This window comes from Lactobacillus sp. CA30L, assembly GCF_059900845.1.
This window is the reverse complement of the sequence record NZ_JBWXGB010000001.1, coordinates 298,203-324,080: the sequence shown is the minus strand read 5'-3', so window position 1 is coordinate 324,080 and position 25,878 is coordinate 298,203. Positions and strand designations below refer to the sequence as shown.

Below are 25,878 nucleotides of genomic sequence, written 5' to 3'. Positions count from 1 at the left end.
CTGGTGGTTAATTTTTAATAATGCCGCTTGAGGTAGCTGAGGGCATCCCCGAAGGTGCCAACGGGCACAACCTTCATCTTGCTGCCGATCTGCTTGGCCGTCTTTTTGGCCACCACGTAGTTATTGTCCGACTTCTTCACGACCGTCGCGTCCGTCGGGGCAAAGAAAACCTCGGCGCCCGCCTTATCGGCCGCCACCACCTTCTTGTCAACGCCCCCGATAACGCCAACCTTGCCGTCCGCCGTGATGGTCCCGGTGCCGGCAATCTTATGCCCACGGGCGAGCTTTTGGTGGGTAAAAGCTTCATAGCTGGTTAACGTAAACATGAGGCCGGCGGAAGGCCCGCCGATTGCACCCGCGTCAATCGTCAATTTGGGCCGCGTGATGACTTTGACGTGCTCAACGAGTTGAATACCGATGCCGGGTTTGTTTGTCCCGGCCACCTTGACGATGCGGCCGGCGAAGGTGCGCTGCTTTTTGTCCCGCAGGACCGCAATCCTGACCCGTGCGCCGATCTGCTTTTTTTGGAAGTAGTCCATCATTTCCCGGGTCGAGTGGAACCTGTGTCCGTCAGCCCCCAGGACGGTGTCGCCAATCTGCAGCTTTCCCCTAAAACTCGAATGCTTTTGGACCTGCATCACGTACACGCCCTCGTAGTTCAATTTAGGCTTCAGCCCCGCCTTCTTAGCAGCATGGTAGATGGCATTCTGCTGGCTGGTTTCCATATACCAGTTTTGCAGCTCCTCGTATTGGCTGCTCGTTGCACCGCCCAGCAGCTGGGACTTGGGCACCCGGGTCGCAAATTTTTGCGTGTAGCTCCAAAGCAGCTGCAGGACGGCCGCGGGCTCACTCGTCTGGCTGACGGTTACCAGGTAAAGGTTATTCGGAACCGAATTCTTGGTCTTGACGAACTGGTCAGTGGGAACGGCCGCACCCGGCATCTCAATGTAGTAGTTGGTCGGCCAGCTTAACCCGACCGCTACCAGGACGATTGTCAAAATGACAAGCAGCCAGTTGCGGGCCCGGTGTTTCCCTTTTTCTTGCGGTTTTAGTTTTTTAGCCATTAATACTGCCCAGCTTTTCTTCTAGTGCGGCCGCCGCTTTTTCCGGCAGAAATTTCCGCACGTTGCCCCCAAACCGCGCCACTTCCTTAATAATGCTCGAGGCGACAAAGCTGTTTTGCGGCTGCGTGAAGAGTAGAACCGTTGCCACGTCGCCGGCCATCACCTTATTCATGGCAGCAATCTGCTGTTCGTACAGGAAATCCGCATTATTGCGGACCCCGCGGACAATTGCGGCTGCGTTTAATTCGCGTGCTGCCCTAACCGTCAGTTCATCGGGCCGCTTCAAAACCTCAATGCGGGGGATGCCCTTCAGCGCATCACGCACGAACTCAACCCGTTCGTCAACGCCAAACAGGTATTTTTTGGACGTATTGGTCATGACAACCACGTAAACCTGGTCAAAAAGCCTGACGGCCTGCTTGGCCACGTCAACGTGGCCGTTTGTAATCGGGTCAAAACTACCCGGGAAAAGTGCAATACTCATTAATTTTCCTTTCGGTAAAAGCGGACAATTGTCTTGCCCAAGTGGTGCTCGCTGGTCAGAATAAAGCCGGCGATTGCGCCCAGATCAGTTTGGTCGTCGGTCTCGGCAACAATAGTTGCCCCCGCATTAAGCAGGTCCATTGCGCGCAGTTTTTCCATGTCCTTAGCAATCTGCTGCTTGGCATACGGCGGATCCAAAAATACCAAGTCAAACTTCTGGGTACCTTGGGCAAACTTTTTTAGTGCGGCGGCAGCCGGCATCTTGTATACAGCAAAGCGCTCCTCTTCTTTAGTCAAGGCAACGTTCTTGCGGATAACCTCGACCGCCTGGTAATTAACGTCGACAATCGCCGCGCAATCACAGCCGCGCGAAACGGCCTCAATCGCCAGGGCACCGCTGCCACCGTATAAATCCAAAACCGCGCCGCCCGCAAAAAACTGGCCCAGACTATTAAAGAGTGATTCCTTAACCTTGTCGCTCGTTGGCCTCGTCTTCTGGCTCTTCAGCGTAAACAAATTGCGCTTGGCGTACTTGCCTGAAATAATTCTCATGATATGTCCGTGTTCTTTTCCTGATTTTCCAGTAGTTTTTCTTCGGCTTCCTGGGCCATGTCAGCTATCTGCTGCTCGATGTGGCCGCTGGACAAGTCTATCTGGTCTCCGCTAGACTGCTCAACGCCCTTGACAAAGTCAAGCCCGCTGAGTCGCGTGACCGTCTGCTCGGCCTGATCCTGGTCAACGTACAAGACGCAGTAGCCCATTTTTTTGGAAAAATAGACGATGTCGCCGTAGCGACGCAGCTTGTACTGGCTGCTAGCCGAATCGAGGTAGACAATGAGCCCCTGCCTTTTGGTTAACGGCGTGTCGTCTATGTCTATGTTTACGCTCATCTAATCACGCTCCCGTTCAATTGTTATGCGTTCGTTTGCAGAAATATTTAGTACCAGCCCCACCGCAGCGGACAGGACAATCAGTGACGACCCACCGTATGAGATGAAAGGCAGCGTCACGCCCGTAATCGGCAGCAGTCCCAGGACCGCGCCAACATTGAAGAGCGTTTCCGTAAAAATGATGGTTGCAACGCCAAAGCAGGCCAGGGCATTGAACTGCGAGATGGCATGAACCCCAACGTCCATGATGCTCCACATCAGGTAAAACAGCAGGCCGAGAACCAGGGCGGCACCGATCACCCCAATCTCTTCGGCGGCGACCGCCAGAATAAAGTCGGTGTATGGCTCGGGCAAGTAGCCCCTCTTCTGCATGCTGTTGCCCAGTCCAACGCCGAACAGGCCGCCGTTATGGATGGCGTAGTATGAATTGACCAGTTGTGCGCCCTCCTTTTGCTCAAGCTCAAAGGGGTGCATGAAGGACAACAGCCGCCGGTACTGGTAGCTATCCTGCAAGAACTTAGGGTTCCACTGAATAAGCAGATAAATCATGAAAAACAGGGCCAGCCCGATCCCAATCAGACAAAGCAGCGCGTTTTTGGCGGGAACGCCGGAAACCGAAAACATCACGACCACGATCATCGCCAAGATGGCCGTTCCGCCCAAATCGGGTTCAATGATAACCAAAAACATCATGACCGCTGCAAGCATTGCGGGTCTCGCCAAGATGCTCACGATATTGCCCGGCCGCAGGGACGCAGCGTGCCGGTCGAGAAAGTAGGCCAGGTAAATAACCAGTGCAAGTTTGGCGATTTCGAGCGGTTGAATATTGATGACCTTAAGGTCGATCCAGCCGACCGAGCCGTTAACGGCAGCGTCTGAGCCCTTAAAGGCCTTGAGGATAATTAGGTAAAACAGCATGGCCATGCTGACACCCAAGAACCAGGCAACAAACCTGGTGTTTTGGTAAACTTTCAGTTTCAAAGCGAAGGTCAAAAAGACAAACAAGAGTGCAGCCAGGACGTAAACCGCCTGTCTAATCCCGTAGGTCCCGGGCTTGAAGCCGTTGACCAGCAGAATATCCGAACTTGCCGAGTAGACCATGATTACCCCAAAAACGACCAGCAGCAGGTACGGAACAAGGATTTTATAATTCAGATGGTGTAATTTCTGTCGCACGCGTAGCTCTCCCTTTTGAGTAAAACATACTCCTATTATAAAACAAAAAAGACCCCACTTCATTAGTGAGAGCCTTTTTAGTAATAATTGCCTATTTACGGTTGCGCTTCTTGTCTGCCTTCTGCCGCTCTGAAGTATTCAGAATCTTCTTGCGCAGGCGAATAGATTCGGGCGTTACCTCACAATATTCGTCATCGTTCAGGAACTCAATTGCTTCTTCAAGCGTCATGTTCTTCGGCGTCCTGATTGCAGCGGCGTGGTCCTTGCCGGCAGCACGCGTGTTGGTCAGGTTCTTGCCCTTAATAACGTTGACGGCAATATCACGGTCACGTGAGGACTGTCCAACGATCATTCCTTCGTAAACCTCAACGCCGGCACCGATAAATAACTCGCCCCGCTGTTCAACCGTCTGCAGCGAGTACGTGGTCGACTTGCCCTGACTGATTGAAACCAGAGCACCGTTTTGGCGACCGGGTTCCCAATTCTTGACAACCGGCTTGTAGGAGTCGAAGCTGTGGTTCATAATGCCGTAGCCCCCGGTTTGGGACATGAATTCGTTGTTGTAGCCAATAAGGCCACGGGACGGGACAATAAAGTCCAAACGCGTCTGGTTGTTGCCCGTTGACGCCATGTTCTTCATCTCGCCCTTGCGCTGCGACAACGCATCGATGACGGAACCAACATACTGGTCCGGCGTATCAACCTGCACCGCTTCAAAGGGCTCGCACATCTTGCCGTCGATTTCGCGGTAGATAACCTTAGGGCGGGACAGTTGAATCTCAAAGCCCTCGCGGCGCATCTCTTCAACCAAGATTGACAGGTGCAATTCGCCACGGCCAGAAACGGTCCATGCGTTCAACTGGTCTGTTGGCTCAACCTTGAGCGAAACGTCGGTCCGCGTTTGCTTGATCAAGCGATCTTCCAGCTTCTTAGGGGTCACCTTGTCCCCTTCACGACCGGCAAACGGCGAGTCATTAGCCACGAAGTCCATCTGCAGCGTCGGTGGATCAATCTTGAGCAGCGGCAGGGCTTCCGGATTTTCGGCAGAAGCGATGGTGTCACCGACAAAAATGTCGTTGATTCCGCTGATTGCGATAATGTCGCCGGCCTTGGCAACGGTGATCTCATTGCGCTTCAGTCCAAAGAAGCCAAACAGCTTGGTCACGCGGAAGTTTTGGGTGGAGCCGTTCTGCTTCATGACGGTGATGTTGTCACCGACCTTGACCTGGCCCCGGTAGACCCGGCCGACACCGATCCGGCCAACGTAGTCATCCCAGTCCAGCATCGTAATCTGGAACTGCAGCGGCTGGTCGATGTTATCGATTGGGGCAGGAATCGCCTTGATGATTGTGTCAAAGATTGGCGCCATCGTCTCTTCCTGCTTGGCGGGATCCGCATCATAGGAAGAGGTACCGTTCAAAGCGGACGCATAGACAACGGGGAAGTCCAGCTGTTCGTCATTTGCACCCAGCTCGATGAATAATTCCAATACTTCATCAAGAACTTCCTTCGGGCGGGCACCGGGACGATCAATCTTGTTGATTACCACGATCGGTTTAACCCCGGCTTCTAACGCTTTTTTCAGAACGAAACGAGTCTGTGGCATTGTGCCTTCGTATGCATCGACCAAAAGCAGGGCGCCGTCAACCATGTGCATGATGCGCTCAACCTCACCACCGAAGTCGGCGTGGCCCGGTGTATCCAGGATGTTGATGGTCGTATCGCCGTACTTAACCGCAGTGTTCTTAGAAAGAATAGTGATACCACGTTCACGTTCGATATCGTTTGAGTCCATCGCCCGGTCTTCCAAAGCCATGTGCTCAGGCAGAGTGTCGGATTGCTTCAACAGCTGGTTAACCAGGGTGGTTTTACCGTGGTCAACGTGTGCTATGATAGCTATATTCCTAATATCGTCTCTTCTTTTTTCTGACAAAAGTATTCCTCCTCCACTCCTCAATAAAAAAACTGTGACGTTGTCACAGTTTCGGCGGCACGTCAAAAACATGCTAATCGAAGTGTTTCATATCTGTATATTTACGCTCATTGATTTTACCACCATGAGCATCTACTGGTCAACGTTTATCCCTCTTTTTCAAATTAAAAATTTAGTATAGAATAAAAAGCAGACAAGCAAGCCTTGCTTATGGTAAAAATATAGGTGTACCTTTTAATGAAAGAGTGATTTTAAGTGATATTAATGAAAGACATTACCCGCGACGGCAATCCAGTACTGCGCCAGGTGGCCCAGCCCCTGACCTTCCCGTTAAGCGCGCACTACCAAGAGCTGGCACGCGCCATGATGGAGTACCTGATTAATTCCCAGGACCCCAAGATTGCGGAAAAACACCAGTTGCGGGCCGGCGTCGGTCTCGCTGCACCCCAGGTGGGTGAAAGCGTGCAGATGGCTTCCCTGCTTGTGCCCAACGACAAGGGGGAAATCATCTTCAAGGAAACCTTCGTCAACCCGGAAATCTTGTCGGAATCGGTCCGCCAGGCCTGCTTGAGCGAGGGCGAGGGCTGCCTGAGCGTTGACAAAGTGATTGACGGCTACGTTTTGCGCCCGGACAAGCTGAAGATCCACTACTTCACAACTGCAGGGGAAGAAAAAACCATCCGGCTGAAGGACTACCCGGCCATCGTTGCCTCACACGAAATCGAACACCTGCGCGGTCACCTCTTCTACGACCGCATCAATAAGGATGATCCCTTCAAGCTAGATGACGATACCGTCATCATTTACTAACCCCCCAACAAAAGAGCCGCCAGCCCCGTTTGACGGCTCTTTTGTTGGGCGATCAACGTGTTTCTATACTTGAAATAACAAATATGGTAGAATGAAAATAACTGTTGGACATTTTTTGGTGTCCACAAAGAACGTTTTTATAACTGAATAAGGAGAATACAAATATGATCTACAAAGTTTTGTATCAAAAAGACAAGGTTGTCAATCCCCGGCGGGAAACAACCCAGACTCTGTACCTAGAGGCAGAAAACATGGTCGATGCCAGAACTTTGGTTGAGAACAATACCCCCTATAATATTGAACTCATCCAGGAACTGGTCGGAAATTCATTGCAATATGAAAAAGACCACGGCGATTTTAAATTAACAACTTTTAACAGTAAAGAAGTAAATTAAGTGCGAATTAAAAATAACGAAGTAGCCGTTGTTGCAATCGGGGGGTTGCACGAGATCGGCAGAAATATGTACTGTGTCCAATACCAAGACGAAATCATCATCATGGATTGTGGAATCAAGTTCCCCGAGGATGACCTGCTCGGCATCAATTACGTGATTTCCGACTATTCATACCTGATCAAGAATCGGAGCAAAATTAAGGCCCTGGTGGTTAGCCACGGGCACGAAGACCACATCGGCGGCATCCCCTTCTTGCTGGAAAAGATTCCGGAAATTCCCGTTTACGCCACGCCCTTTGCCCTGGCACTGATCAAAGGCAAGCTCGATGAGCACGGCATCCTGCGGACGAGTGAACTGCACGAAGAACACGAAGACACGGTTTTGAAATTTAAGAAGCTGACAGTTACCTTCTTCAGAACGACCCACTCGATTCCCGACACGCTGGGAATCGCCGTCCACACGCCGCTTGGCGCCGTTGTTTTCACGGGCGACTTCAAGTTTGACCTGACCCCGGTCATGAATCAGCCGTCACCCAACTTTCAGCGCATTGCCAGGCTGGGCGATGAGGGCGTCCTCGCGCTGCTATCCGATTCAACCAATGCCGAGGTACCCCAGTTCACCAAGTCCGAGCGCTTTGTCGCCAAGTCGCTGCACGACATCATTACGGGCATTCACGGCCGGATTATCTTTGCGACTTTTGCCTCCAACCTCTACCGGGTGTCAACGGCGATTCAGGCCGCAATCGATACCGGCAGGAAGGTAGCCATCTTCGGACGAAGCATGGAAAACGGCGTTCAGAACGGCATCGACCTGGGCTACCTCAATGTCCCTGAGGGTCTGATTGTTGATGCTAACGAGATCAACCACACCCCACCTGACCAAGTCATGATCCTGTGTACCGGTTCACAGGGCGAGCCGCTGGCCGCCCTCTCCCGGATTGCGAACGGCACGCACCGGCAGATCAGCTTGCAGCCCAACGACACGGTGATCTTCTCGTCGAACCCGATTCCGGGCAACACCCTGAGCGTCAACCACGTCATTAACAAATTAATGGAGGGCGGTGCCCATGTCATCCACGGACGCGTCAACAACGTCCACACCTCCGGACACGGCGGCCAGGAAGAGCTGAAGATGATGGTCCGGCTGACCAAGCCGAAGTACATGATCCCCGTGCACGGCGAGTACCGCATGCAGGTCATCCACACCGAACTCGCGCAGGCTGCCGGCGTTCCGGCCGACCACACCTTTGTTTTGGAAAACGGCGAGGTGATCTGCTTTGGTCCTGAAGGCGCCCGGATTGCGGGTCACGTGCCGGCCGATGATGTTTACGTTGACACTTCTGGTACCGCCGACGTGGGCAACGTGGTCGTTCACGACCGGCAGGTGCTGTCGGAAGACGGACTTGTGGTCATCGTTGCAACGGTTGATTACAAGCACAAGCGCGTTTTGGCCGGACCGGATGTGCTCAGCCGCGGCTTCGTCTATATGCGTGAGTCGACCGAGCTGATCAACCAAGCACAAAAGCACATTTACCACGTCATTAAAACCGAGATGGATAAAACCGCCAATCCCAAAGACAGCGTTATTCGCAAGGCAATCGTTGAGAACCTCTCCGACTTTTTATATTCTAAAACTAAGAGGCGACCGATGGTTTTGCCGATGTTAGTTGAAAAGAAATAAAAAAAGCCCCTTAACGGGCTTTTTATTTTAGACGTTAAGAAAGATGAACGATAAGTTGCACATACACCTCCTCGTAAACGAAACGGCCGGAAACGGCCGGAGTCAGAAAATATTGGATCAGACCGTCTTGCTCCTTGTCGGCGAGGACATCACGTTCGACATCATGAAGAGCACCTACCCCGGTGAGGCCATTGCGCTGGCCGAGCACTATGGCGATAAAAGACACGCCGCAAGCGAAGTCCTTATTGTGATTGGCGGCGACGGCTCACTCAATGAAGTTTTGAACGGGATCAAGCGGTCGCGCAACCCGCTAACGCCCTTTGCCTACCTGCCCGCCGGAACGGGCAACGACTTTGGGCGCGCCGCCGGATTGACCACCGATCCCAGGGTCTTGCTCGGTCACCTCAAGGCAAATTTAGAACCTTTTGAAGTAGACTGCGGAACCTTTAGGCTGCCCGGCTTCAGCCAAAACACATTCTACTTTGCTAATAGCTTTGGCATGGGCTTCGACGCCTACGTCAACCACCTGAGCAATATCTCCCAGCTAAAAAAGGTGCTCAATAAAATAAATGAGGGCAACTTGATTTATGGTCTCCATATCCTTACCTGCCTGCGCAAGCAGGACACCTTCAAAGTCGAGATTGAGAGCAGGGGCAAGACAAAGATTTACCAGGATGCTTTTTTGGTGACAACTACTAATCATCCGTATCTTGGTGGTGGCATCCCCCTGCTGCCGGCTGCCAGCATCAACAGCCACAAGCTCGATACCGTTATCGTGGAAAAATTCACCTTGAGGGGCTTAATCAAGCTGTTTGTCAGACTGCTAAGGGATGGTTCACACGTTGGCTGCCCCGAATTTCACTACGTCGAGGCCGAACAAATCAGGGTCAAGACCACCAAGAAGGAATTCGCCCAGGTTGACGGCGAAGAGATCAAGCGCAGCCGCTTTGACGTTGAGTTCACCGTGGACCAGTTTAACCTTCTAAGGTAAAATTAAACGACCAAAAAACCCCATTCCTTAAAGAATGGGTTTTTTGTTATGCAATGAACCTGGCAACTAATATAGCTATCTCCCTAATTAAAGGCCATTCTTTGCAGCATGCAATCCGCAAATTTGCTGGCGGCAGCGGGCCAGGAAGGAACACTTTGCCCGTCGTAGGCCCGCTCGACCAGGTCAATCACTAGGCTGAATTTCGCCGGCACGTGGCTTAAAGCCTCACCGGCCCCAGAAATTGCTATTCGATCTTGAACTTGTACAGGCCAAAGTCCATGTAGTGCAGCAGGCTATCCAGGGACGTGGGCCGAAAGTTCTTCCCGGTCGTGAGGATGGCGTACCGGCCGCCGTCGTCAACCAGTTTTTTCTTGGTCGTCCTGAAGCCGTTGTGCTCATAAAATTCGAGGCGGCTGACGCGCTGCTGGTAATTCCGGGCCTTAGTGGTCACCGGTTCAATATCCAGGATAATCGGCTTGCCCCGAAACTGCTCCTTCAATTGGTCCAAGACCCGGCTGCCATAGCCGTGACCGCGCTTGCCCGGCACAATCGCAATGTAGCCCAGATACACCGCATCCTCATCCTCGGCCATGAAGACCATGCCCACAAAGTGGTCACCGTCATGCACGGCCTGCAGGGCTACGTTCTTGCGCAGCGCCATGAATAGCAGCTGCGGGAGTAAGAAGCGTTCTTCCTTGGGGAATGCGGACTTGTACAGCCTTTTGACTGCGCGGTAGTCGGCCGTTCCCCACTTAACATTATTAAATCGTAAAATAAATATCCTAACTTTCTTGTTAAATCATCAATAATTCCGTTTGTTAACACCAGTATAACAAAATTGGCCGTATTTTAAAATGCTTCAAACGAGCCGTTCCGGCGTTCCTTCCTGATGCTGTAGGTGAAGAAGAGAATGCCAACCAGCAGCCAGACCACGTTGACCAGCAGGAAGAGCAGGACCTTGCCAAAGGAAACGCTGCGGCCCAGGTATAATTGACGGACAATCTCCACCCCGCCCACGTACGGAATCAGCTCCTGGAAGTTGTTGTAAACCGGCAGGGCGACGTTGGAAAACATGAGCAGGAGTGCTTGCAAGACGGTTGCCCACTGCCCCATCTGCTTGAAGCGAATCGAGCCGGCGGCAAAGATCATGCCGATGCCGAACATGCCGAGGTTGGAAACAAGCGCAAAGAGCATCGTCAAGACGATGGCCCACAGCAGCTCGCCCACGGTGAACTGCGAAAAAAAGGACACGCCAACGCCAAGAATGATGAGGTAGACCCAGACGAAGATTTCCGTGGCCAGCGTCTGGATAAAGTACAGCAGCCACAGCGGAAAGACCGACTGGGCCTCGCTTTCAAGCAGGCCCGTCCGCTCGTCTACTTCTACCTTGTTGCTGCAGGCACCCATGGCGGAAATGCCGATGCTCCAGAAGAGAAAGCCGATGAGCGTGATCAAAACGCCATCTTTTGTACCGTACGAGCGGCCCAGTTGGCCGGAATCAGTCGCAAACAGCACGACGAAGAGCGCACCCGCATAGAGAACGAGCTCACTGATTGTTGCGTTGAGGTACCTCAGCTTGATTTTTAGTTCCAGGTATAGCTGCACGAAGAGCATCGTCCAGAGTTTTTTGATTTTTGGCATGGTGGACCTCCTAGTTATTAGCGTAGAGCGCGTGGTAGTCAGCGATTAACTCCTCTTCGCCCAGCTTGTGGCCGGTTTCCCGCGCAATCTGACCGTCCTTAAGAAACAGGTAGCGGTCGACCACGCCGGACAGCATCTGCGTATCGTGCGAGGAGAGAACAATCACCTTGTGGTAGTCGTTTTTCAAGGTCAGAATGAACTGCGCCAGTTCTTCCTGGGCGGCTATGTCTAGTCCGTTGGACGGCTCATCCAGCAGCAAGACGTCGGTTTCCATGGCCGCACCGACCAGGACCGCCGCCTTTTTCTTGAGCCCCGTTGACAGTTCCTGGAAAAGCGTGTTCAGCCTAGGTGCAAAATCCAGCGTGGCCGCCATCTCTTCGATGTTCCGCGCGGTTTTTTTGAGGCTGATGCCCTTTAGCGACGAAAAGTACATGCCGTTCTCCAGCGTGTTCAGCTTGTTGCGCAGTCCGCGTTCACCCGAGGCAACAAAGTCGGTGTGCAGGCTGGCCCACTTGGTGTAGCCTGCGTCTGCCTGGTCATTGATCAGCCTGCCGGTGGTCGGTTCCAAAACACCGGCCAGGAGCCGGAGCATGGTTGACTTCCCAACGCCATTAGGGCCAACCAGGCCGATAACTGCGGGCTTCAGGGGAATGGTCAGGTTGATATTGCGCAGGACGGGGTTCTTTTTGTAATTCTTGCTTAAATCTTTAAAAACGATTGCCAAATTCACCACTGCCTTACATTATGATTAACAAATAATTAAATTAACTCATTAAATTATACCATTACCCCCCCGATAAACAATAAAAAAGTGGTAAATACTTACCACTTTTTTCAGTCTAGGCCAGGTAGGAGACCGCCACTTGGAGCTGCGTAAGCGTCATTACCCTGTCGACCAAACCGCCCCGCTTCGTCCTAGCGGCAAGCACGCCATTTTCCTGGTTGAATTCGCAATCCGCAACACGCGCCAGCCTGGCGGCCATTTCTGCCAGCTCACCATCACTAGCACTGGGGTCGAGTTTAAAGAGGGTGCGCCCGTCATCACTGACCAGGTAACCTTCCTCGTCTTTTTCAATGAAGCAATAAACCGCTTCGCCCAGGGCGTCGCGCACGGGCGTTGCCACTTCCAGAGTATTGGGGCCAAACGGAATCACGTGCGTATTAGTGGCCATCCAGTTGCCGATTGCCTTTTTCAAGGCCTGAATTTCTGCTGTTTCTTTTGTCATTTTCTTCTCCTTAGGAACGGGCCGCTGGCCGTACGTCCTGCATCCCGATCATCGGGTCAATCTGGCCGGAATAAATTAGTTCGGGCGTCAAAATGTAGTCTTGGGGGTGCACATCCTCGTTAACCCCAAGGTCAAGCGTAGTTTCCGCGTTATTACGGGCAGCGCTGGTGCCTGTGGGGCTTGCGGAAACAGCGGCTGGGGCAGCCGCAGTGCTGGGCGCCTTTTCCTCATCATTCATGCTCAGCTGCTTCTGCAATTTAGCACTGAGGTCTGTCTGCCGGTCGTTGCCCGATGTGCTCAAGGCCATTTCGTAGGCCCGCGGATCTCCGATCAGCACCAAATTTTTCTCGGCGCGCGTAACGGCCGTGTAGAGCAGATTGCGCTTAAGCATGACGTAATTTTGCATGGTCAGGCTGAGAATAACCAGGGGAAATTCAGAGCCCTGGGCCTTATGGATCGTAATCGCATAGGCCCTTGTCAGATCAAAAAGATCCTTCTTGCTAAAGGTAACCTCGCGCCCATCAAAGTCTGCAGTCATGCACTTCTGGGGAATACGCTCGTCAATCGCCACAATTTTACCAACCTGACCATTATAGATGTCTTTTTCGGGGTTGTTCTGCAGCTGCAAGATGCGATCGCCAATCCGAAAGGTTTCATCATGTGCTTCAAGCACCTTGCTGTTAGGTTTTAGCGGGTTGATAATTTCCTGGATAACGTTGTTCAGGTTGGTTACGCCGCCCTCACCCTGGTACATCGCCCCCAGCACCTGCACGTCATCGGGATTAAAGCCGCGCGCCAAGGCCCGTTCCACAATTTGGCTGACAACGTGGGCGACTTCACGGGGCGGACAAGTGATAAAAGAGTAATTCTTGGTCTTTTTAAAGAGGGCCGCTTGATCCTGCCCCTCATTAATGCAGTGGGCCAAGGTGATAATACTGGAGTCATCGCCCTGCCGGTGAATCTGCTTGAGCACCGTGGTCGGAAAGGCCCCCGCTGAAATCAAGTCGCTAAACACATTGCCCGGTCCTACCGATGGCAGCTGGTCCTTATCGCCCACAAAAACAACGTGCTTAGTTTCGTTAATGCTTGAAACAAGCTGCTTAAACAGGTTCATGTCAACCATCGACATCTCATCGATGATTAAGATCTCACCGTTCAGCTCATTCAGATCACTGTCAGCCGTCTCTCCAATACCAAGCCCCAGCAGCCGGTGAATTGTTTTGGCCGTAATGCCGGTTATTTCCTCCATCCGCTTGGCTGCGCGCCCCGTCGGTGCCGCCAGCAAAAACGGCGGATCGGTGCTATAGAGCGCTGAAGCCGGGATCTCTGCCAGGTCCCGCAGTGCCAGCAGAATCCCGTTAATAATCGTTGTCTTACCCGTGCCGGGGCCACCGGTTAAAATCGAAATCGGGTTGGTCAGGGCGTTCTTAATAGCGGCCCTTTGCGTCTCATCGTAAGTGATGTGCAGCTGCCGCTCGGCCTTTTTGATTGCCTTTTTAACCGCCTCCCCAGCATAAGCGGCTTCATCCTGCCGGTCGACTAAGTTTTTCATGGTCAGCGCAATATCGTTTTCGGTTTGAAAAATACTCTGCAGGGCCGCATTTTCACCGTCAACCACGACCTTGCCCGCATGCTGGAGGTGGTTGACGCAGGTGGCAATCGGATCAAACTCGTTAAGCTGCAGGAGCGTCCCCACGGCGGTGAGCAGCTGGGCTAGTTTAACGTAAGTGTTGCCGTTTTTGCTTAATTCATCGAGCAGGACCTGAAAAATTGCACCGTTGATTCTCCTGGGGTCATCCCGGCTTACCCCCAGCCTGCTGCCGATCTGGTCCGCACTCTTGAAAGCATAGCCGGTAACATCGGCAATCGCAGAGTACGGGTCCTTCTGCAGCTTGGCCAGTGTCTCACCATGGTAAATCTGGTAAAGCCGCCCCGCAACCTTTTTATTCAAACCAAACTGAGCCAGGCGCAGGACGATTTCCGAATAGGAGTCCATCGTATTTACCCCGTTCAGGAGGCTGTCTTTTTGCTTTTTCGTTAGTGGCAGCGTCGCTACCTTGTCCGGCTTCTCCTTGAGAATTGAGAGCGCATCGACTCCCAAGACGGAAATGATGGTACCAGCGGCCTTCTGCCCAATTCCGGGAAATTGGCTGGAGCTCAAATAGCGGGTCAAGCTGCCTTTTTCATGCGGCAGGGCCTGCTTGTAGCTCTCGCACTTGAATTGGAGGCCAAATTTATTGTGAACCACCAGCTGGCCCGTGAACTTGTAGGTTCCGCCCACCTGAATGTCGCCAAAATTGCCCGTTACCTTGATGTCCTCACGGTTATAGTCAGCTAGCTGACCAATAATCGTCACGTCAATGATCTTGTACAAGTCCTGGTCGTTTTCAAAAACGACGTGATTTATTCTTCCGGTAAATTCAATCATTATTGCTGCCTGCATCCCTAACCAACTTTAGAACCGCCTCGTACTGCTTGCGGGCGTTTTGATAATAGTCATTGTCCAGGGCCTGTGCGCGGTGAAAATAGTCCAGGGCCTGCGCCCGGTCGCTTGATAGCGTGGCAACGCCCAGCATGAAGTTGACCTTGGCGCTTCTGTGAGTCGGTTCAATCTGCTCAAAGCTCGCCTGTGCCTCTTTTAAGTTGCCCAAAGCCAGCCAAATGTCACCAAGCAATTCCGCGACCTTGGCATCAGCATGCTTGATGGTGAGCGCGTAGGCCAGGGCCTTTTGCTTTTGCCCCGTTTTAAGCAAAACCAGCGCTTTTTGAAATAAAACCAGATCGTCATTAGGAATCTGGTTCAATAGGTCCATGGACTTGGCAAAATCGCCCTGCATGTAGTAGCACACCGCCAGGTCATAATCCAAGTCCTGGGGCTTAGGCACTATGCGTTTTGCTTTTTCCAAAAGCTGCGCTGCCTGGTCGAAACTGCCCTCTTCAGTGAGCAGCGTGGCCAGCTTCAAGTAGTTGTCCGCAGCACGCGGATCAGCATCGATTTGCTTAACTAATTCATGCACCTCGCGGCTAACTTGGTCGCCGCCTCTGCCGCCTCTTTTATTTTGCTTGTCACTCACAGCGAATCCGTTCCTTCCATCTTTCTCCCCAAAAAGTCCGTCTCATTCCAGGCCACGAGCTGAAAAGTCCGCCCCTGGTCAGTTGTTTCTAAAATAGTTAGGCTTGTATTGCTCAGGCCACCATTTTGTCTGATATTCCTAAGCGGGTAGCCTAAAAGTCCACCCATTATCGCGCTCAGGGCAGCACCATGGCTCACAACCAGGACCCGGTCCCTGCTGCCGGGATATTTTCGGGCTGCCATCCGGGCAAACCTGCGCCCGCGTGCAATTACGTCGGCGTAGTCTTCCCCGCCAATACCGTGCCCGTCATACAGGGCAGGTTGGTGCCACATATTGTGCACATGATGCGGAAAGCGGGCAACGGCCTCCGCAAAAGTGAGTCCCTCCATCTTGCCCAGGTCGAATTCGCGCAGCTGGCCATCAAGCTGGACTGGCAAATTCACCCCCATGCTTCTCTTGAGTCCCTGCGCCGTTTCCCGTGCGCGCCTTAGGGGACTGGAATAGATTGTCCTAAAGTCTGTGTTCTTCAAGTGCACGCCCAACTTTGCAATATCGACCAGGCTCTGGGGCAGCAGCGGTGAATCTCCGTGTGCACCCTGAAAGCGCCGGGCCAAATTCCATTCGGTCTTGCCGTGCCTGACAAAATAAAATTGCATTGATCAACTGTCCCTTTTCCATTGTTTCCTTCTAGTTTATCATTTAATTTCACTAAAAGAAAAAAGCATCAAGAGATCTTGGTGCAAATTCTTCAATATTAAAACTTTTAATTAGCCTTGCTAGCTGCAGCCGGGTTTTGGACCTTGCCCTATACTAATTGCAGCTTACGCTCATTCTGGGCAGCACTATCAATGTTGCCGCCGCCTAGACACTCCTCACCATTGTATAATACGAGGGCCTGTCCGGGCGTTACTGCCCTAGCGGGATCATCGAAGTAGACCGTGGCCGTATTCGTCTGGGCGTGGTAATGCACGGTCACGCCTACGTCAGCCTGACGATAGCGGAACTTCGCACTGCAATGCACCTTGAAGTCACGCTGCGGCTTGCCCGTGAAGAAGGACATGTCGCTAGCCTCAAGACTCGTTGCGTAGAGCAGCTCACTGTCATAGCCCTGCTCAACAATCAATTCGTTCTTCTTAAGGTCCTTGCCCACGACAAACCATGGCGCCGTAGACTCCTTGGTTGAACCCAAGCCCAGGCCAGAGCGCTGACCTATTGTATAGTACATGAGTCCTGCGTGCTTTCCGACCACCGTGCCGTCAGGCGTTACCATCTGACCGGACTTAGCAGGGAGGAATTCACTCAGAAACTTGCGGAAGTTGCGTTCGCCGATAAAGCAAATACCGGTCGAATCCTTCTTCTTGGCCGTTGCCAAGCCATTCTTGATGGCAATTTCGCGCACCTGCGGCTTGGTTAAGTTGGCCAGCGGGAAAATAACCCGGCTAATCTGCTCCTGACTCAATTGACTCAAAAAGTAGGTCTGATCCTTGTTGCCATCTTTGGGCCGCATCATATGCGTGATGCCATCCGCGTCTGTTATCGTCTTAGCATAGTGCCCCATCGCAATGTAATCGGCATCCAGATTAAGGGCAAACTCCAGGAAGGACTTGAACTTAATCTGGCTGTTGCACATCACGTCTGGATTGGGCGTCCGCCCCTTCTTGTATTCATTTAAAAAATACTCAAAGACGCGGTGCCAGTACTCCTTTTCAAAGTTGATCGAATAGTACGGAATACCAATCTGATCCGCTACGCGCTTAACGTCTTCGTAATCTTCGGTTGCGGTGCAAACGCCCGCGTCATCGGTATCATCCCAATTCTTCATAAAGACGCCGATGACATCGTAGCCCTGCTCCTTGAGCAGCAGAGCCGACACGGAGGAATCAACCCCGCCGCTCATCCCGACAACTACCCTGGTCTTCTTTGCCAATTTAATCAATCCTTTACAGCAACAATAATTTTACGCTCTTCGAGGTCCTTCAAGATGTAGTCCAAGAGTTCAACGGTTGGCGCCAACTGCTTGTTTTTAAAAATGTTCACCTTTTTCAGTCCGTTGCGATCGGTCACAACCATCGTCAAACGCGTCAGCGCCTGGTCAATCGTTAGCTTTAACTTGGTGGGCGCATTGTAGGGCGAATCATTATAGAGCGGATGCTCATAATTATAATTCCCCCTGGCCGTCTTAACGAAGCCGGCATCAATGAGCGCATAGAGCTTTAACTCCGGACTAAGCGTGAACTTGCGGTTATCCCCATTAATTACAACTGTATTTGCCATAATTTTACCTCGCTTACAAATGATAAGTGTTTTTGTCTAAAAAAGCAACTAATTTTCTTTGGGCTGAATTTTACCGGCAATCTTGACCAACTGCCTAGCAAAAAGACGCACTTCCGCGCTAGTGGTGAAACGCCCAAAGGAGACGCGGATCGATTCGTCCACCCGGGGCGAGTTTTTGCCATAGCACGCCACGAGCACGTGCGAGGGCTCAAGGGACCCAGCCGTGCAGGCCGACCCGCCTGAAACCGCAAAGCCCGCCAGGTCAAGGTTAGCCTGCATAAGGGTAGTGGATACCCCCTTTATATGCAGATTTAGGATGTGGTGCGAACAGTGCGTGCCCGTGCCCCCATTAACCTCGTAGCGCACCTCGTCTGCGGCAAGCTCACTCCTGATAATATCCTGAAAGTGCTGGTATTTAGCTTGCAGCCCTTGCTTGTCAACCGCGGCAATCTCGCGCACGGCTTCGCCAAAGCCGGCAATGCCCGGCACATTTTCGGTACCGGCGCGACGCTTGGTTTCTTGTTCCCCGCCTAAAATCAACGGGGGCAGCTTAATTGCCGCATTTTCATATAAGAAGCCCAAGAACTTGGGCCCATTGATTTTGTGGGCCGACGTGGACAAGAGGTCGATCTTCATCTGCTTAACGTCCAGGTCAATGTTGCCCAGCCCCTGGACCGCATCCACGTGAAAGTAGGCGTTGCTGGCGGCAACAATGTCGCCAATGGCCGCCAGCGGGTTGATGGTGCCCAATTCATTATTGACGGCCATCACCGATACCAGGATCGTATCCGGCGTTAAGGCCTGTTTCAAGTCGGAGAGCGCTATCATGCCGTTTTCGTCCACATCCAGGTAGACCACCTCGTAGCCCTCACGCTCCAGCTGCTTCATCGGCTGCAAAACCGACGGGTGTTCAATCTTGGTCGTAATGATTTTGCGGCCGCACGCCCGTCTACTGCGGGCCGTACCCAGGATGGCCGTGTTGTTGCTTTCGGAGCCCCCCGACGTAAAAATTATTTCGCCTGCCTTGGCGCCAATCGCGCTAGCAATTTGGCCTCGGGCCACGTCAATCGTGTGCCGGGCCGTACGGCCCAGCTCATAAGTGCTGGAAGCATTGCCAAAATCGCTCTTCATTTCGGCCGTAATCACGTCGATAACTTTTGGCGCCAGCGGGGTCGTCGCCGCATTGTCTAAATATACTTCCTTCATCGACTAATTCATCTTCTCTAAATAAGTACAAATCAATTTAGCAGCCTTGGCACCCACTTTTTGGGCAAAGAGGTCGAAATCTTCATTGGCATCCTGATCGCCGTTGTCGGAAATGGCCCGCATTGCAACGAGCTGCTTGCCAAAGTGACCCGCAACCTGGGCAAAGGCTGCACCCTCCATCTCAACTCCCAGGGCACTGGGGAAATTGCCTTTAATAACCAACTTTTGGTCCGTCGACCCGATAAAGGAATCGCCCGTAACAACCAGCCCTTCACGATACTCAACGTTTTGCTCCCTGAGAAAGCGCGCAAACTTGGTCCGCGCTGGTGAATTGAGGTCAAAAGCGGCCGGTTCACCCGGAATCTGCCCTTCCACGTAGTCACCAGCCAGGGTATTGTGCGCATCATGGTAAGCAAACGCGCTTGCCAAAACCAGGTCGCCCCTGTGCACATCCGGCTTCAGCGCGCCGGCGGTCCCGGTCATAAAGATCAGGTCAACGTCGATTTGACTGAGCAGGCTGGCCAGGTTCATTGCTGCCTGCACCTTGCCAATTCCGCTAAGGCCCAGGTAAACATCATTATTTTTAACGCAAAAATGCTCGAATACCGTCGATCCGAACATTTCCTTCTTGCCTGAGCGAAAATACTTGCGGTAATATTCTGCCTCAATTGCCATAGGGACAATAATTGCAATCTTCATCTTTTCTCCCCATCAATTTTATAAGTGAAATAACGCTACCAGTACCACAACAATCAAAATAGACACTAATAAAATCGCCCGGTTGAGCTTTTTCTTCAGCCTGCTTGCCTTCTCGGCGCCCGCTGACTGAGCAGGCTGGTCCTGTGAATGCGGGTGGTGCCGCTTCGTCCTGCGCTCGTCGTCTTTTGCCGCGGCATTATCCGTTTCGTCCCGGGTGAATTCGGGGTTAACGTCAACCCCGTCATCATCAAAGGCGGACTTGATCGTGTCCAAAAAGTTCTTGCCCTTCTTCTGTTTGATTTTCTTGCGGTAGTCTGATCGTTTTTCAGTCATATAGTATTATTCCTCTGCGTTTGCACCCGTCAAAAGCATATTTTCCCACACACTCATGGCGTAGAGCGTTTTGGCGTCCACAATTTTCCCCTGTGCGGACAGCTTCTTTAGATCCTCCAGGTTGTACCAGTGGCTGACAAGAAACTCATCGGAATCAAGTGGACGCTTTTCGGTCAGTTTTTCCAGCGTATCACAATAAAACAAGTACAATTTTTCATCCGTGAACCCCGGCGAAGAGTAGAATTCAGTAATCTTTTCCCAATAGTCTGCATGGTAGCCGCCCTCTTCATTCAGCTCGCGCTTCATCGCATCCAGGGGGCTGGCATCGGTTTCATCAATTAAGCCAGCTGGAATTTCCAGTGTCAACTTCTTAATCGGCTCGCGCCACTGCTCGACCAGCAGCATTTCCTGCCGGTCATTTACTGCAATTGCGGCCGCCGCAGGCTGGTGCTTGACCACCTCCCTAGCGGCAGTCTCGCCGTTGGGCAGCTTAATTGTCCTTACTGCAAGGTCAACTATCCTGCCCGTAAAAATCTGCTTTGAAGAAATTTCAGTTTCTCTTAAATCCATTTATTCACTTTCCTGTAAATCAGCCAAGTAGACATTCACGCACTGCAAGCCGTTCTTGCCCTGTGCCAACTGGTACTCAACTTTTTGACCAACTCGAAGACGGCGGTAGCCCTCCTCTTTAATCGCTGTATAAAAAACGAAATATGATTTATGGTTCTGCTCGTCCTCGATAAAACCAAAACTGCTATTTTGATCAAATTGTTTTACTGTTCCTAACCGCATTATTCTTCCAAACCTTCTTGCACTACCTCAGGGTAGTTTTTCTTAACGATCGCAGCACAGCGCCCGCAAATTAGCGGCAATTCTTGGTCTGCGCCCACGTCCGTCCTAATCATCCGGCACCGCGGACAAACCTCGCCTTCAGCCCGTTCAACAACAAACGCGCCGGTGGCCAATTGTTTAGCATTAGCGGGAGCCGCGCCGTTTTCAATATTCAACTTAGAAACAATCAGAATCTGCCTAAAATCAGCATCCAGGTGTTCCAAAACCGGCTTCAGCTCCGCAGACGGATAGATGGTCACTGCGGCTTCAAAGGACTTGCCAATCAGCTTTTGATCACGCGCCGTTTCTAAAACCTTGAGGACATCATCGCGCAGCTTCATGAACTGTTCCCAGTTTTGCAATAGCTCCGTGCGATTAGCATACGACTCAACCGCAGGCATGTCGGCAAGCTGGACGTAGTCTTCCTTTTCCTTCAAGAATGACCATACTTCTTCCATCGTGTGCGGCAAGATTGGGGTCAGGACCTTGGCGATTTTGACCGCTGCATCGTAGATGACGGTTTGCATGGAACGCCGTGCGTGGCTTTCCTTGCCTTCAATATACAAAACATCCTTGGCAAAGTCGAGGTAAAAGGCCGACAAGTCGTTGGAAATGAAAGCAAATACCTTCTTGTAGACCAGGTTGAAGTCATAGTGCTCGTAGCTTGCCAGGCAGTCCTCTACCAGGTCGTTGAACCGCACTTCCATATACTGGTCGATTGAATTGAGTTCATTATACGCCACTTTGTTTGCGCTTGGGTCAAAGTCGCTGGTGTTGGCAAGCATATACCGGAAAGTGTTTCTGATCTTGCGGTAGCTTTCGGACGTCTGGCGCAAAATGTCTTCGGATACGGCCACATCCGACGTAGCATCAACCGAAGCGACCCACAGACGGATAATTTCGGCACCCATCTGTTTGATAATATCGTTTGGTGCGATCACATTGCCCAGTGACTTGGACATCTTGTGCCCCTTGGCATCCAAAACAAAACCCTGGGACAGAATGCCCCGGTACGGTGCCTTGCCGGTAGTCGCAACCGCAGTAATCAGACTTGAGTTGAACCAGCCCCGGTACTGGTCGCTGCCCTCAAGGTACAGGTCGGCCGGAAACCGCAGGTCGGGTCTCTGGGCCATGACGGCCTGGTGGGAAGACCCCGAATCAAACCAAACGTCCAAAATATCGGTTTCCTTGGTAAATTTGCCGTTTGGCGAGTGCTCAGAAGAAAAGCCCTCTGGCAATAATTCCTGCGCGGTATGCTCATACCATGCATTGGAACCCTCTTTGGCAAAAATCTGCGCAATGTGCTCAATCGTTTCAGAGGTAACAATTGGGGTGCCATCTTCGGCATAAAAGATTGGCAGCGGCACGCCCCAGGCACGCTGACGGGAAATGACCCAGTCGCCGCGGTCCTTGATCATGTTGTGCAGACGCAGTTTGCCCCATTCCGGAATAAAGTCGACGTGATCGATTTGGTCCAGAATTTGCTCACGGCACTTAGCGATCGAAGCAAACCACTGCGTAGTCGCCCGGTAGATCACGGGCTTTTTGGTACGCCAATCATGCGGATACGAGTGGGTAAAGAAGCTTAACTTGAGCAAATTGCCCGACTTCTTCAGCTTTGCGCTCACAATCTTATTGGCGTCGTCATAGTACAAACCTACTAGGTCGGGATCCGGCACTTCGGCTGTGAAGCAGCCCTTGTTGTCCATCGGACTAAAGACGGGCAGTCCGTACTTTTGGGCCACGTTATAGTCGTCCTCACCGAAGCCAGAAGCCGTATGAACCAGCCCCGTACCATCGCTTGCGGTGACATGCATCGCATTCATAAGCAAGGCGTCTTGGTCATAAAGCGGGTGGCGGGCAATCATCCGGTCCATGTCGCTGCCCGCAAGGTGCTGCACAACCGTGTAATCTTCCCAATCCAGGTCTTTGGCCACAGCGGCCAGGCGGTCCGTGCCCACGACATAGCGCTTAGCACCTACCTGCACGACTGAATAATCGAAGGCCGGGTTAACGGTGATTCCCTGGTTAGCGGGAATGGTCCACGGCGTGGTCGTCCAGATTAAGAAGTACGTATTTTGAGCGTCCAGCTTGCCCTTGCCATCCTTGACGGGAAAGGCAACGTAGATTGACGGCGACTTCACATCATGATATTCAACTTCAGCTTCAGCCAGGGTTGACTCACTAGATGGCGACCAGTAAACCGGTTTCTTGCCCTTGTAGATGTAGCCTTGTTCGTACATCTTGCCAAACACCCGGATTTCCGCGGCTTCATACTCGGGCTGCAGGGTAACATACGGGTGGTCCCAGTCTGCCATAACGCCAAGCCGCTTAAAGTCCGCCATCTGCTTGCTAATCTCTTTTTTAGCAAAATCGGCACAAAACTTGCGGTACTCGGCCCGGTCCATCTTCTTGCGGTCAATCCCCTGTTTGGCAAGCTGCTGCTCAATGGGGAGGCCGTGCGTATCCCATCCCGGTACAAATGGTGCATATTTGCCGCTCATGTTTTTGAAACGAACGATAATATCCTTCGAGATCTTATTCAGTGCATGCCCCATGTGAATGTTGCCGTTGGCAAAGGGCGGGCCGTCATGGAGGTCAAAGCGCGGCTTGCCCTCGTTAAGCTTCAGTCGCTGTTCATACAACTTGTTATCCGCCCATTCTTTTTCCCATTGGGCTTCTCTAACGGGCAGGTTCCCCCGCATCTTGAACTTGGTCTTCCCCAAATTCAGCGTGTCTTTTACTCTCATTGTTATTTCCTTTCTGTTAAAAAACCTCGTCCTAATCTTAGGGCGAGGTTTAATAATCGTGGTACCACCTAAATTGAGCTGTTAAGCTCCACTTATAGATTGCGTATCGTGCAATGAACGCAATAAACCAATCGGGCAGCCGATCAACCGTGGGGCTCTTATACTAGTCTTCCACCAGCACTAGTTCGCTAAATTGCCCGTCAGTTTTACTGTCGGTTTATTAATTATGATTTTTGTAATCATCCGGAAAAACGACTGTTGCTCCCGCATCATTCGAGATGTTAACATCCGGATTGCTGTCTTCCATTGACGATTGAAGATTTTCAACCTCAATACCATTAGATTTTACTTCATCATCTTCGTCAATGTCAACATCCAGGTCGTCATCTTCATCGCCTAAGGTAATGGGCTCGGTTCCATCGGGCGGATAAAAGCGCTCCGTTCCAAAGTACTTATCAAGTGCCTTCTGCCACTTCTCATCATTCAGCTTGTCAATTACCCGCTGCAAAAGTTCCTGAATGTAGCTCCGGTAGCCCGCAACCTCACGCTTCACGCGATCATAATCCGACTTAATCGTTTCAAGCTGCTGGCGCTGGTAGTCTGTGTCAACCTTTGCCTGCGCGGTCACCTTGTTTGCTTCGGCAGTGGCGTTGTCAACAATCTGCTTAGCTTTTTCCTGAGCAAGAGAAACGATGTCCCTCATTGATTGCTCGGTCCTGTGGTATTCATTTAGTTGCGCTTGCAAGTCCTTTAGCTGCTCGTTAAGGGTCAAATTCTCATTTTTTAAATCTGCTGTTTCGTCTAAAGCATCCCCATAATCATTACCAATTTGATCTAGAAAATTATCAACTTCGTAGCGGTCATAGCCGTTAAAGTACCTCATCCTAAACTTTTTGTTATGGATATCCATGGGAGTTAACCACTTTGTCCGTTTTTCTTTGTCTGCCAAAGTCTCAGCACCACCTTAAACTTATTTTTCCTTGTTGTCTCAATGTTCGTAATCTGGCACCGCCCAAAATACCTCAGACTGAGGACATCCTTTTCTTTTACTATTATATTAGAATCGCGCACAATGTGCCAATTTAATTTTACCGCATTATTTGTGATTGCGTCTTTGCATTTTTGCCGACTGAGCCTGCTCGCTTTCGCCAAAATTGCATCCAATCGAAGCGATGCAGCGACAATCACAATGTTCGAACTATCATCTTCAGGCTTGAGGACATCTTTTTGGGCAACCGGATTGACGTGCACACGGGTGCGGCCGATCCGCGTGATTTCCTGCTGAAAAAAGGAAACCAGCTCACTCTTTGCAAAAAATTGCCATTGTCCCTTTCCGTCGGTGATAATATCGCCAAAGGCGCTCACTTCAACGCCTGAATTCGCTAAACTGCCCAGAATTGAGCTGTGCGTCAAGCGGGCAAACTTGCTTGGGTACGCGATGATGCAGGCGGTAACCCCAAAGTCGGCCGGCTCGATGTTGATGCTATCAGCTGCAATGCAAACGCGTTTTTTCTCAGCACCCGCATAGCCGCCAAATTCCTCTACAGAAGCGTCCTTGCCCGCAACGGTCTTGAGGATAGTGCGTTGCCGCGGATCCAAAAAATCGGTCAAAACCGTTTCGTGCCGGTAAATAGCCTCATTTAAAAAACCGACCATTTTGTCAACAGTCGATTTTTCTTCTGAGTCAAAATACGGATAAAACATGCTTGCCTGCTTTTTATTCATTATAATACAAACAGCCTCGTCAGGATATTGGCTATCCATACAAGTACATAGTCCTGCACAAAATATAGCAGCAGCAGACCAATGATAAAGGACAAATCTAAACCAATCGAATTTGACAGCCGCTCAATCGGCCCTTTGCGAAAAATATTCAGGTAGGGATCAATTATACAGTCAAACAGCCGGCCCACGGCTGAATCCCGCAGGAAGGGAACCCAACTCATGATGGCATCAATAACCATGATGATGCTGTAAAGCCAGATAACCCAGCTAATAACGCTTATTACGGTATAAATCATCATTGTCATTAACTCAAATTATCCTTTTTATCAACCAAGTCGCTGATTTTGCCGTTGGTGACGAACTTCGGTGGCGTCGCCAGGAAAATCCGGTCGCCAATGCGCTGAATTTCACCGTTAAGTGCGTAAACGGTACCGGTAATGAAGTCAACAATCCTTCTCGCCGAGGCATCTTCCATCCTGCTAAAATTAATGATCACTGCCTTGTTGTTCAGCAGGTTTTGCGCAACATCCTTAGCATCGGAATAGACACGGGGCTCGTAGAGAACAATCTTGCTTTTAGCAGAGTTCATTCCGGACTTAATAGAGACTACCTTGTCACGATCAACGCTGTTGGTGGGCACGCTGTCCTCATCTTCCATTCTTTGATCGTCTAGGTAATCATCGCCGTCTAACATTTC

General features: G+C 51.4%; 30 protein-coding genes. 4 read left to right on the top strand and 26 right to left on the bottom strand.

Annotated features, from left to right (window positions below):
- Positions 1-14 precede the first annotated feature (14 nt).
- The 6 genes from AC2JF8_RS01715 to typA all read right to left on the bottom strand — a co-directional run bounded on the left by AC2JF8_RS01715 (position 15) and on the right by typA (position 5,546).
- On the bottom strand, positions 15-1,064 hold the full coding sequence (locus AC2JF8_RS01715; protein WP_500760551.1) for a SepM family pheromone-processing serine protease: 1,050 nt from the start codon (positions 1,062-1,064) through the stop codon (positions 15-17).
- Positions 1,057-1,548: a pantetheine-phosphate adenylyltransferase gene (coaD, locus tag AC2JF8_RS01710; RefSeq protein WP_500728726.1), complete on the bottom strand. Its 492-nt coding sequence runs from the start codon at positions 1,546-1,548 to the stop codon at positions 1,057-1,059. The genes AC2JF8_RS01715 and coaD overlap by 8 nt, the downstream gene beginning before the upstream one ends.
- Entirely contained in the window at positions 1,548-2,099 is a 552-nt protein-coding gene (rsmD, locus tag AC2JF8_RS01705; RefSeq protein WP_500728725.1) for a 16S rRNA (guanine(966)-N(2))-methyltransferase RsmD, read from the bottom strand. The genes coaD and rsmD overlap by 1 nt, the downstream gene beginning before the upstream one ends.
- The gene (locus AC2JF8_RS01700; protein ID WP_500728724.1) at positions 2,096-2,437 is read right to left on the bottom strand and encodes a YlbG family protein; all 342 of its coding nucleotides are present in this window, start codon (positions 2,435-2,437) and stop codon (positions 2,096-2,098) included. The genes rsmD and AC2JF8_RS01700 overlap by 4 nt, the downstream gene beginning before the upstream one ends.
- The gene (locus AC2JF8_RS01695; protein ID WP_500760549.1) at positions 2,438-3,613 is read right to left on the bottom strand and encodes an FtsW/RodA/SpoVE family cell cycle protein; all 1,176 of its coding nucleotides are present in this window, start codon (positions 3,611-3,613) and stop codon (positions 2,438-2,440) included.
- A gap of 91 nt (positions 3,614-3,704) precedes the next feature.
- Positions 3,705-5,546 carry a translational GTPase TypA gene (gene typA / locus AC2JF8_RS01690; RefSeq protein ID WP_500728722.1) on the bottom strand — a complete coding sequence of 614 codons (1,842 nt, stop codon included), beginning with the start codon at positions 5,544-5,546 and terminating at the stop codon, positions 3,705-3,707.
- Positions 5,547-5,801: 255 nt separating this feature from the next.
- On the opposite strand from typA, the gene def reads away from it, so the two are divergent.
- The 4 genes from def (at position 5,802) to AC2JF8_RS01670 (ending at position 9,422) form a co-directional block, all read left to right on the top strand.
- Positions 5,802-6,356, top strand: a complete 555-nt coding sequence (gene def / locus AC2JF8_RS01685; protein WP_500728721.1) for a peptide deformylase — start codon at positions 5,802-5,804, stop codon at positions 6,354-6,356.
- A 164-nt stretch (positions 6,357-6,520) separates the two neighbouring features.
- Positions 6,521-6,751: a DNA-dependent RNA polymerase subunit epsilon gene (locus AC2JF8_RS01680; RefSeq protein WP_500728720.1), complete on the top strand. Its 231-nt coding sequence runs from the start codon at positions 6,521-6,523 to the stop codon at positions 6,749-6,751.
- Complete coding sequence (gene rnjA, locus AC2JF8_RS01675) at positions 6,752-8,431, top strand: ribonuclease J1 (protein WP_500760547.1); 1,680 nt, start codon at positions 6,752-6,754, stop codon at positions 8,429-8,431.
- Positions 8,432-8,474: 43 nt separating this feature from the next.
- Positions 8,475-9,422 (top strand): diacylglycerol/lipid kinase family protein, encoded by a 948-nt coding sequence (locus AC2JF8_RS01670; RefSeq protein WP_500760544.1) that lies wholly within the window; start codon positions 8,475-8,477, stop codon positions 9,420-9,422.
- An 83-nt stretch (positions 9,423-9,505) separates the two neighbouring features.
- On the opposite strand, the gene AC2JF8_RS01665 is transcribed toward AC2JF8_RS01670, so the two are convergent.
- The 20 genes from AC2JF8_RS01665 to AC2JF8_RS01570 all read right to left on the bottom strand — a co-directional run bounded on the left by AC2JF8_RS01665 (position 9,506) and on the right by AC2JF8_RS01570 (position 25,875).
- Complete coding sequence (locus tag AC2JF8_RS01665; RefSeq protein ID WP_500760542.1) at positions 9,506-9,634, bottom strand: hypothetical protein; 129 nt, start codon at positions 9,632-9,634, stop codon at positions 9,506-9,508.
- Positions 9,635-9,666: 32 nt separating this feature from the next.
- Positions 9,667-10,140 carry a GNAT family N-acetyltransferase gene (locus AC2JF8_RS01660; RefSeq protein WP_500760848.1) on the bottom strand — a complete coding sequence of 158 codons (474 nt, stop codon included), beginning with the start codon at positions 10,138-10,140 and terminating at the stop codon, positions 9,667-9,669.
- 131 nt (positions 10,141-10,271) lie between these two features.
- The gene (locus AC2JF8_RS01655; RefSeq protein ID WP_500760540.1) at positions 10,272-11,063 is read right to left on the bottom strand and encodes an ABC transporter permease; all 792 of its coding nucleotides are present in this window, start codon (positions 11,061-11,063) and stop codon (positions 10,272-10,274) included.
- Positions 11,064-11,073: 10 nt separating this feature from the next.
- Positions 11,074-11,787, bottom strand: a complete 714-nt coding sequence (locus AC2JF8_RS01650; protein WP_500728715.1) for an ATP-binding cassette domain-containing protein — start codon at positions 11,785-11,787, stop codon at positions 11,074-11,076.
- Between the two features lie 115 nt (positions 11,788-11,902).
- Positions 11,903-12,289 (bottom strand): DUF1828 domain-containing protein, encoded by a 387-nt coding sequence (locus AC2JF8_RS01645; protein ID WP_500728714.1) that lies wholly within the window; start codon positions 12,287-12,289, stop codon positions 11,903-11,905.
- A 10-nt stretch (positions 12,290-12,299) separates the two neighbouring features.
- Positions 12,300-14,717, bottom strand: coding sequence for an SF1B family DNA helicase RecD2 (gene recD2 / locus AC2JF8_RS01640; RefSeq protein WP_500760537.1), 2,418 nt, complete (start codon positions 14,715-14,717; stop codon positions 12,300-12,302).
- Positions 14,710-15,363, bottom strand: a complete 654-nt coding sequence (locus AC2JF8_RS01635) for a tetratricopeptide repeat protein (protein ID WP_500760535.1) — start codon at positions 15,361-15,363, stop codon at positions 14,710-14,712. The genes recD2 and AC2JF8_RS01635 overlap by 8 nt, the downstream gene beginning before the upstream one ends.
- Entirely contained in the window at positions 15,360-16,019 is a 660-nt protein-coding gene (locus AC2JF8_RS01630; RefSeq protein WP_500760532.1) for a histidine phosphatase family protein, read from the bottom strand. Before AC2JF8_RS01630 ends, AC2JF8_RS01635 begins: the two co-directional genes overlap by 4 nt.
- Positions 16,020-16,168: 149 nt before the next feature.
- Positions 16,169-17,296: a tRNA 2-thiouridine(34) synthase MnmA gene (gene mnmA, locus AC2JF8_RS01625; RefSeq protein WP_500760845.1), complete on the bottom strand. Its 1,128-nt coding sequence runs from the start codon at positions 17,294-17,296 to the stop codon at positions 16,169-16,171.
- Complete coding sequence (locus AC2JF8_RS01620) at positions 17,296-17,637, bottom strand: DUF1831 domain-containing protein (RefSeq protein ID WP_500760530.1); 342 nt, start codon at positions 17,635-17,637, stop codon at positions 17,296-17,298. The genes mnmA and AC2JF8_RS01620 overlap by 1 nt, the downstream gene beginning before the upstream one ends.
- A 48-nt stretch (positions 17,638-17,685) precedes the next feature.
- On the bottom strand, positions 17,686-18,843 hold the full coding sequence (locus AC2JF8_RS01615; protein ID WP_500760528.1) for a cysteine desulfurase family protein: 1,158 nt from the start codon (positions 18,841-18,843) through the stop codon (positions 17,686-17,688).
- Positions 18,844-18,846: 3 nt separating this feature from the next.
- The gene (locus AC2JF8_RS01610) at positions 18,847-19,542 is read right to left on the bottom strand and encodes a 5'-methylthioadenosine/adenosylhomocysteine nucleosidase (RefSeq protein ID WP_500760526.1); all 696 of its coding nucleotides are present in this window, start codon (positions 19,540-19,542) and stop codon (positions 18,847-18,849) included.
- Positions 19,543-19,560: 18 nt separating this feature from the next.
- Positions 19,561-19,875 carry a hypothetical protein gene (locus AC2JF8_RS01605; protein WP_500728707.1) on the bottom strand — a complete coding sequence of 105 codons (315 nt, stop codon included), beginning with the start codon at positions 19,873-19,875 and terminating at the stop codon, positions 19,561-19,563.
- A 6-nt stretch (positions 19,876-19,881) separates the two neighbouring features.
- Positions 19,882-20,445: an NUDIX hydrolase gene (locus AC2JF8_RS01600; protein WP_500728706.1), complete on the bottom strand. Its 564-nt coding sequence runs from the start codon at positions 20,443-20,445 to the stop codon at positions 19,882-19,884.
- The gene (locus tag AC2JF8_RS01595) at positions 20,446-20,667 is read right to left on the bottom strand and encodes a cold-shock protein (RefSeq protein WP_500728705.1); all 222 of its coding nucleotides are present in this window, start codon (positions 20,665-20,667) and stop codon (positions 20,446-20,448) included.
- Positions 20,667-23,456, bottom strand: a complete 2,790-nt coding sequence (gene ileS / locus AC2JF8_RS01590) for an isoleucine--tRNA ligase (RefSeq protein WP_500760524.1) — start codon at positions 23,454-23,456, stop codon at positions 20,667-20,669. The genes AC2JF8_RS01595 and ileS overlap by 1 nt, the downstream gene beginning before the upstream one ends.
- A gap of 220 nt (positions 23,457-23,676) precedes the next feature.
- On the bottom strand, positions 23,677-24,366 hold the full coding sequence (locus tag AC2JF8_RS01585) for a DivIVA domain-containing protein (protein ID WP_500760522.1): 690 nt from the start codon (positions 24,364-24,366) through the stop codon (positions 23,677-23,679).
- A gap of 5 nt (positions 24,367-24,371) precedes the next feature.
- Complete coding sequence (locus tag AC2JF8_RS01580) at positions 24,372-25,181, bottom strand: YlmH family RNA-binding protein (protein ID WP_500760521.1); 810 nt, start codon at positions 25,179-25,181, stop codon at positions 24,372-24,374.
- Positions 25,181-25,486 carry a YggT family protein gene (locus AC2JF8_RS01575; protein WP_500760519.1) on the bottom strand — a complete coding sequence of 102 codons (306 nt, stop codon included), beginning with the start codon at positions 25,484-25,486 and terminating at the stop codon, positions 25,181-25,183. The genes AC2JF8_RS01580 and AC2JF8_RS01575 overlap by 1 nt, the downstream gene beginning before the upstream one ends.
- On the bottom strand, positions 25,486-25,875 hold the full coding sequence (locus tag AC2JF8_RS01570) for a cell division protein SepF (protein WP_500729087.1): 390 nt from the start codon (positions 25,873-25,875) through the stop codon (positions 25,486-25,488). Before AC2JF8_RS01570 ends, AC2JF8_RS01575 begins: the two co-directional genes overlap by 1 nt.
- Positions 25,876-25,878 lie beyond the last annotated feature (3 nt).

Bases quoted from the DNA above. Each gene is read 5' to 3' on its own strand.
- AC2JF8_RS01715 (WP_500760551.1), bottom strand. From the start codon at position 1,064: ATGGCTAAAAAACTAAAACCGCAAGAAAAAGGGAAACACCGGGCCCGC.
- coaD (WP_500728726.1), bottom strand. From the start codon at position 1,548: ATGAGTATTGCACTTTTCCCGGGTAGTTTTGACCCGATTACAAACGGC.
- rsmD (WP_500728725.1), bottom strand. From the start codon at position 2,099: ATGAGAATTATTTCAGGCAAGTACGCCAAGCGCAATTTGTTTACGCTG.
- AC2JF8_RS01700 (WP_500728724.1), bottom strand. From the start codon at position 2,437: ATGAGCGTAAACATAGACATAGACGACACGCCGTTAACCAAAAGGCAG.
- AC2JF8_RS01680 (WP_500728720.1), top strand. From the start codon at position 6,521: ATGATCTACAAAGTTTTGTATCAAAAAGACAAGGTTGTCAATCCCCGG.
- AC2JF8_RS01670 (WP_500760544.1), top strand. From the start codon at position 8,475: ATGAACGATAAGTTGCACATACACCTCCTCGTAAACGAAACGGCCGGA.
- AC2JF8_RS01655 (WP_500760540.1), bottom strand. From the start codon at position 11,063: ATGCCAAAAATCAAAAAACTCTGGACGATGCTCTTCGTGCAGCTATAC.
- AC2JF8_RS01645 (WP_500728714.1), bottom strand. From the start codon at position 12,289: ATGACAAAAGAAACAGCAGAAATTCAGGCCTTGAAAAAGGCAATCGGC.
- recD2 (WP_500760537.1), bottom strand. From the start codon at position 14,717: ATGATTGAATTTACCGGAAGAATAAATCACGTCGTTTTTGAAAACGAC.
- AC2JF8_RS01630 (WP_500760532.1), bottom strand. From the start codon at position 16,019: ATGCAATTTTATTTTGTCAGGCACGGCAAGACCGAATGGAATTTGGCC.
- AC2JF8_RS01620 (WP_500760530.1), bottom strand. From the start codon at position 17,637: ATGGCAAATACAGTTGTAATTAATGGGGATAACCGCAAGTTCACGCTT.
- AC2JF8_RS01615 (WP_500760528.1), bottom strand. From the start codon at position 18,843: ATGAAGGAAGTATATTTAGACAATGCGGCGACGACCCCGCTGGCGCCA.
- AC2JF8_RS01610 (WP_500760526.1), bottom strand. From the start codon at position 19,542: ATGAAGATTGCAATTATTGTCCCTATGGCAATTGAGGCAGAATATTAC.
- AC2JF8_RS01605 (WP_500728707.1), bottom strand. From the start codon at position 19,875: ATGACTGAAAAACGATCAGACTACCGCAAGAAAATCAAACAGAAGAAG.
- AC2JF8_RS01600 (WP_500728706.1), bottom strand. From the start codon at position 20,445: ATGGATTTAAGAGAAACTGAAATTTCTTCAAAGCAGATTTTTACGGGC.
- AC2JF8_RS01595 (WP_500728705.1), bottom strand. From the start codon at position 20,667: ATGCGGTTAGGAACAGTAAAACAATTTGATCAAAATAGCAGTTTTGGT.
- ileS (WP_500760524.1), bottom strand. From the start codon at position 23,456: ATGAGAGTAAAAGACACGCTGAATTTGGGGAAGACCAAGTTCAAGATG.
- AC2JF8_RS01585 (WP_500760522.1), bottom strand. From the start codon at position 24,366: ATGGATATCCATAACAAAAAGTTTAGGATGAGGTACTTTAACGGCTAT.
- AC2JF8_RS01580 (WP_500760521.1), bottom strand. From the start codon at position 25,181: ATGAATAAAAAGCAGGCAAGCATGTTTTATCCGTATTTTGACTCAGAA.
- AC2JF8_RS01575 (WP_500760519.1), bottom strand. From the start codon at position 25,486: ATGACAATGATGATTTATACCGTAATAAGCGTTATTAGCTGGGTTATC.
- AC2JF8_RS01570 (WP_500729087.1), bottom strand. From the start codon at position 25,875: ATGTTAGACGGCGATGATTACCTAGACGATCAAAGAATGGAAGATGAG.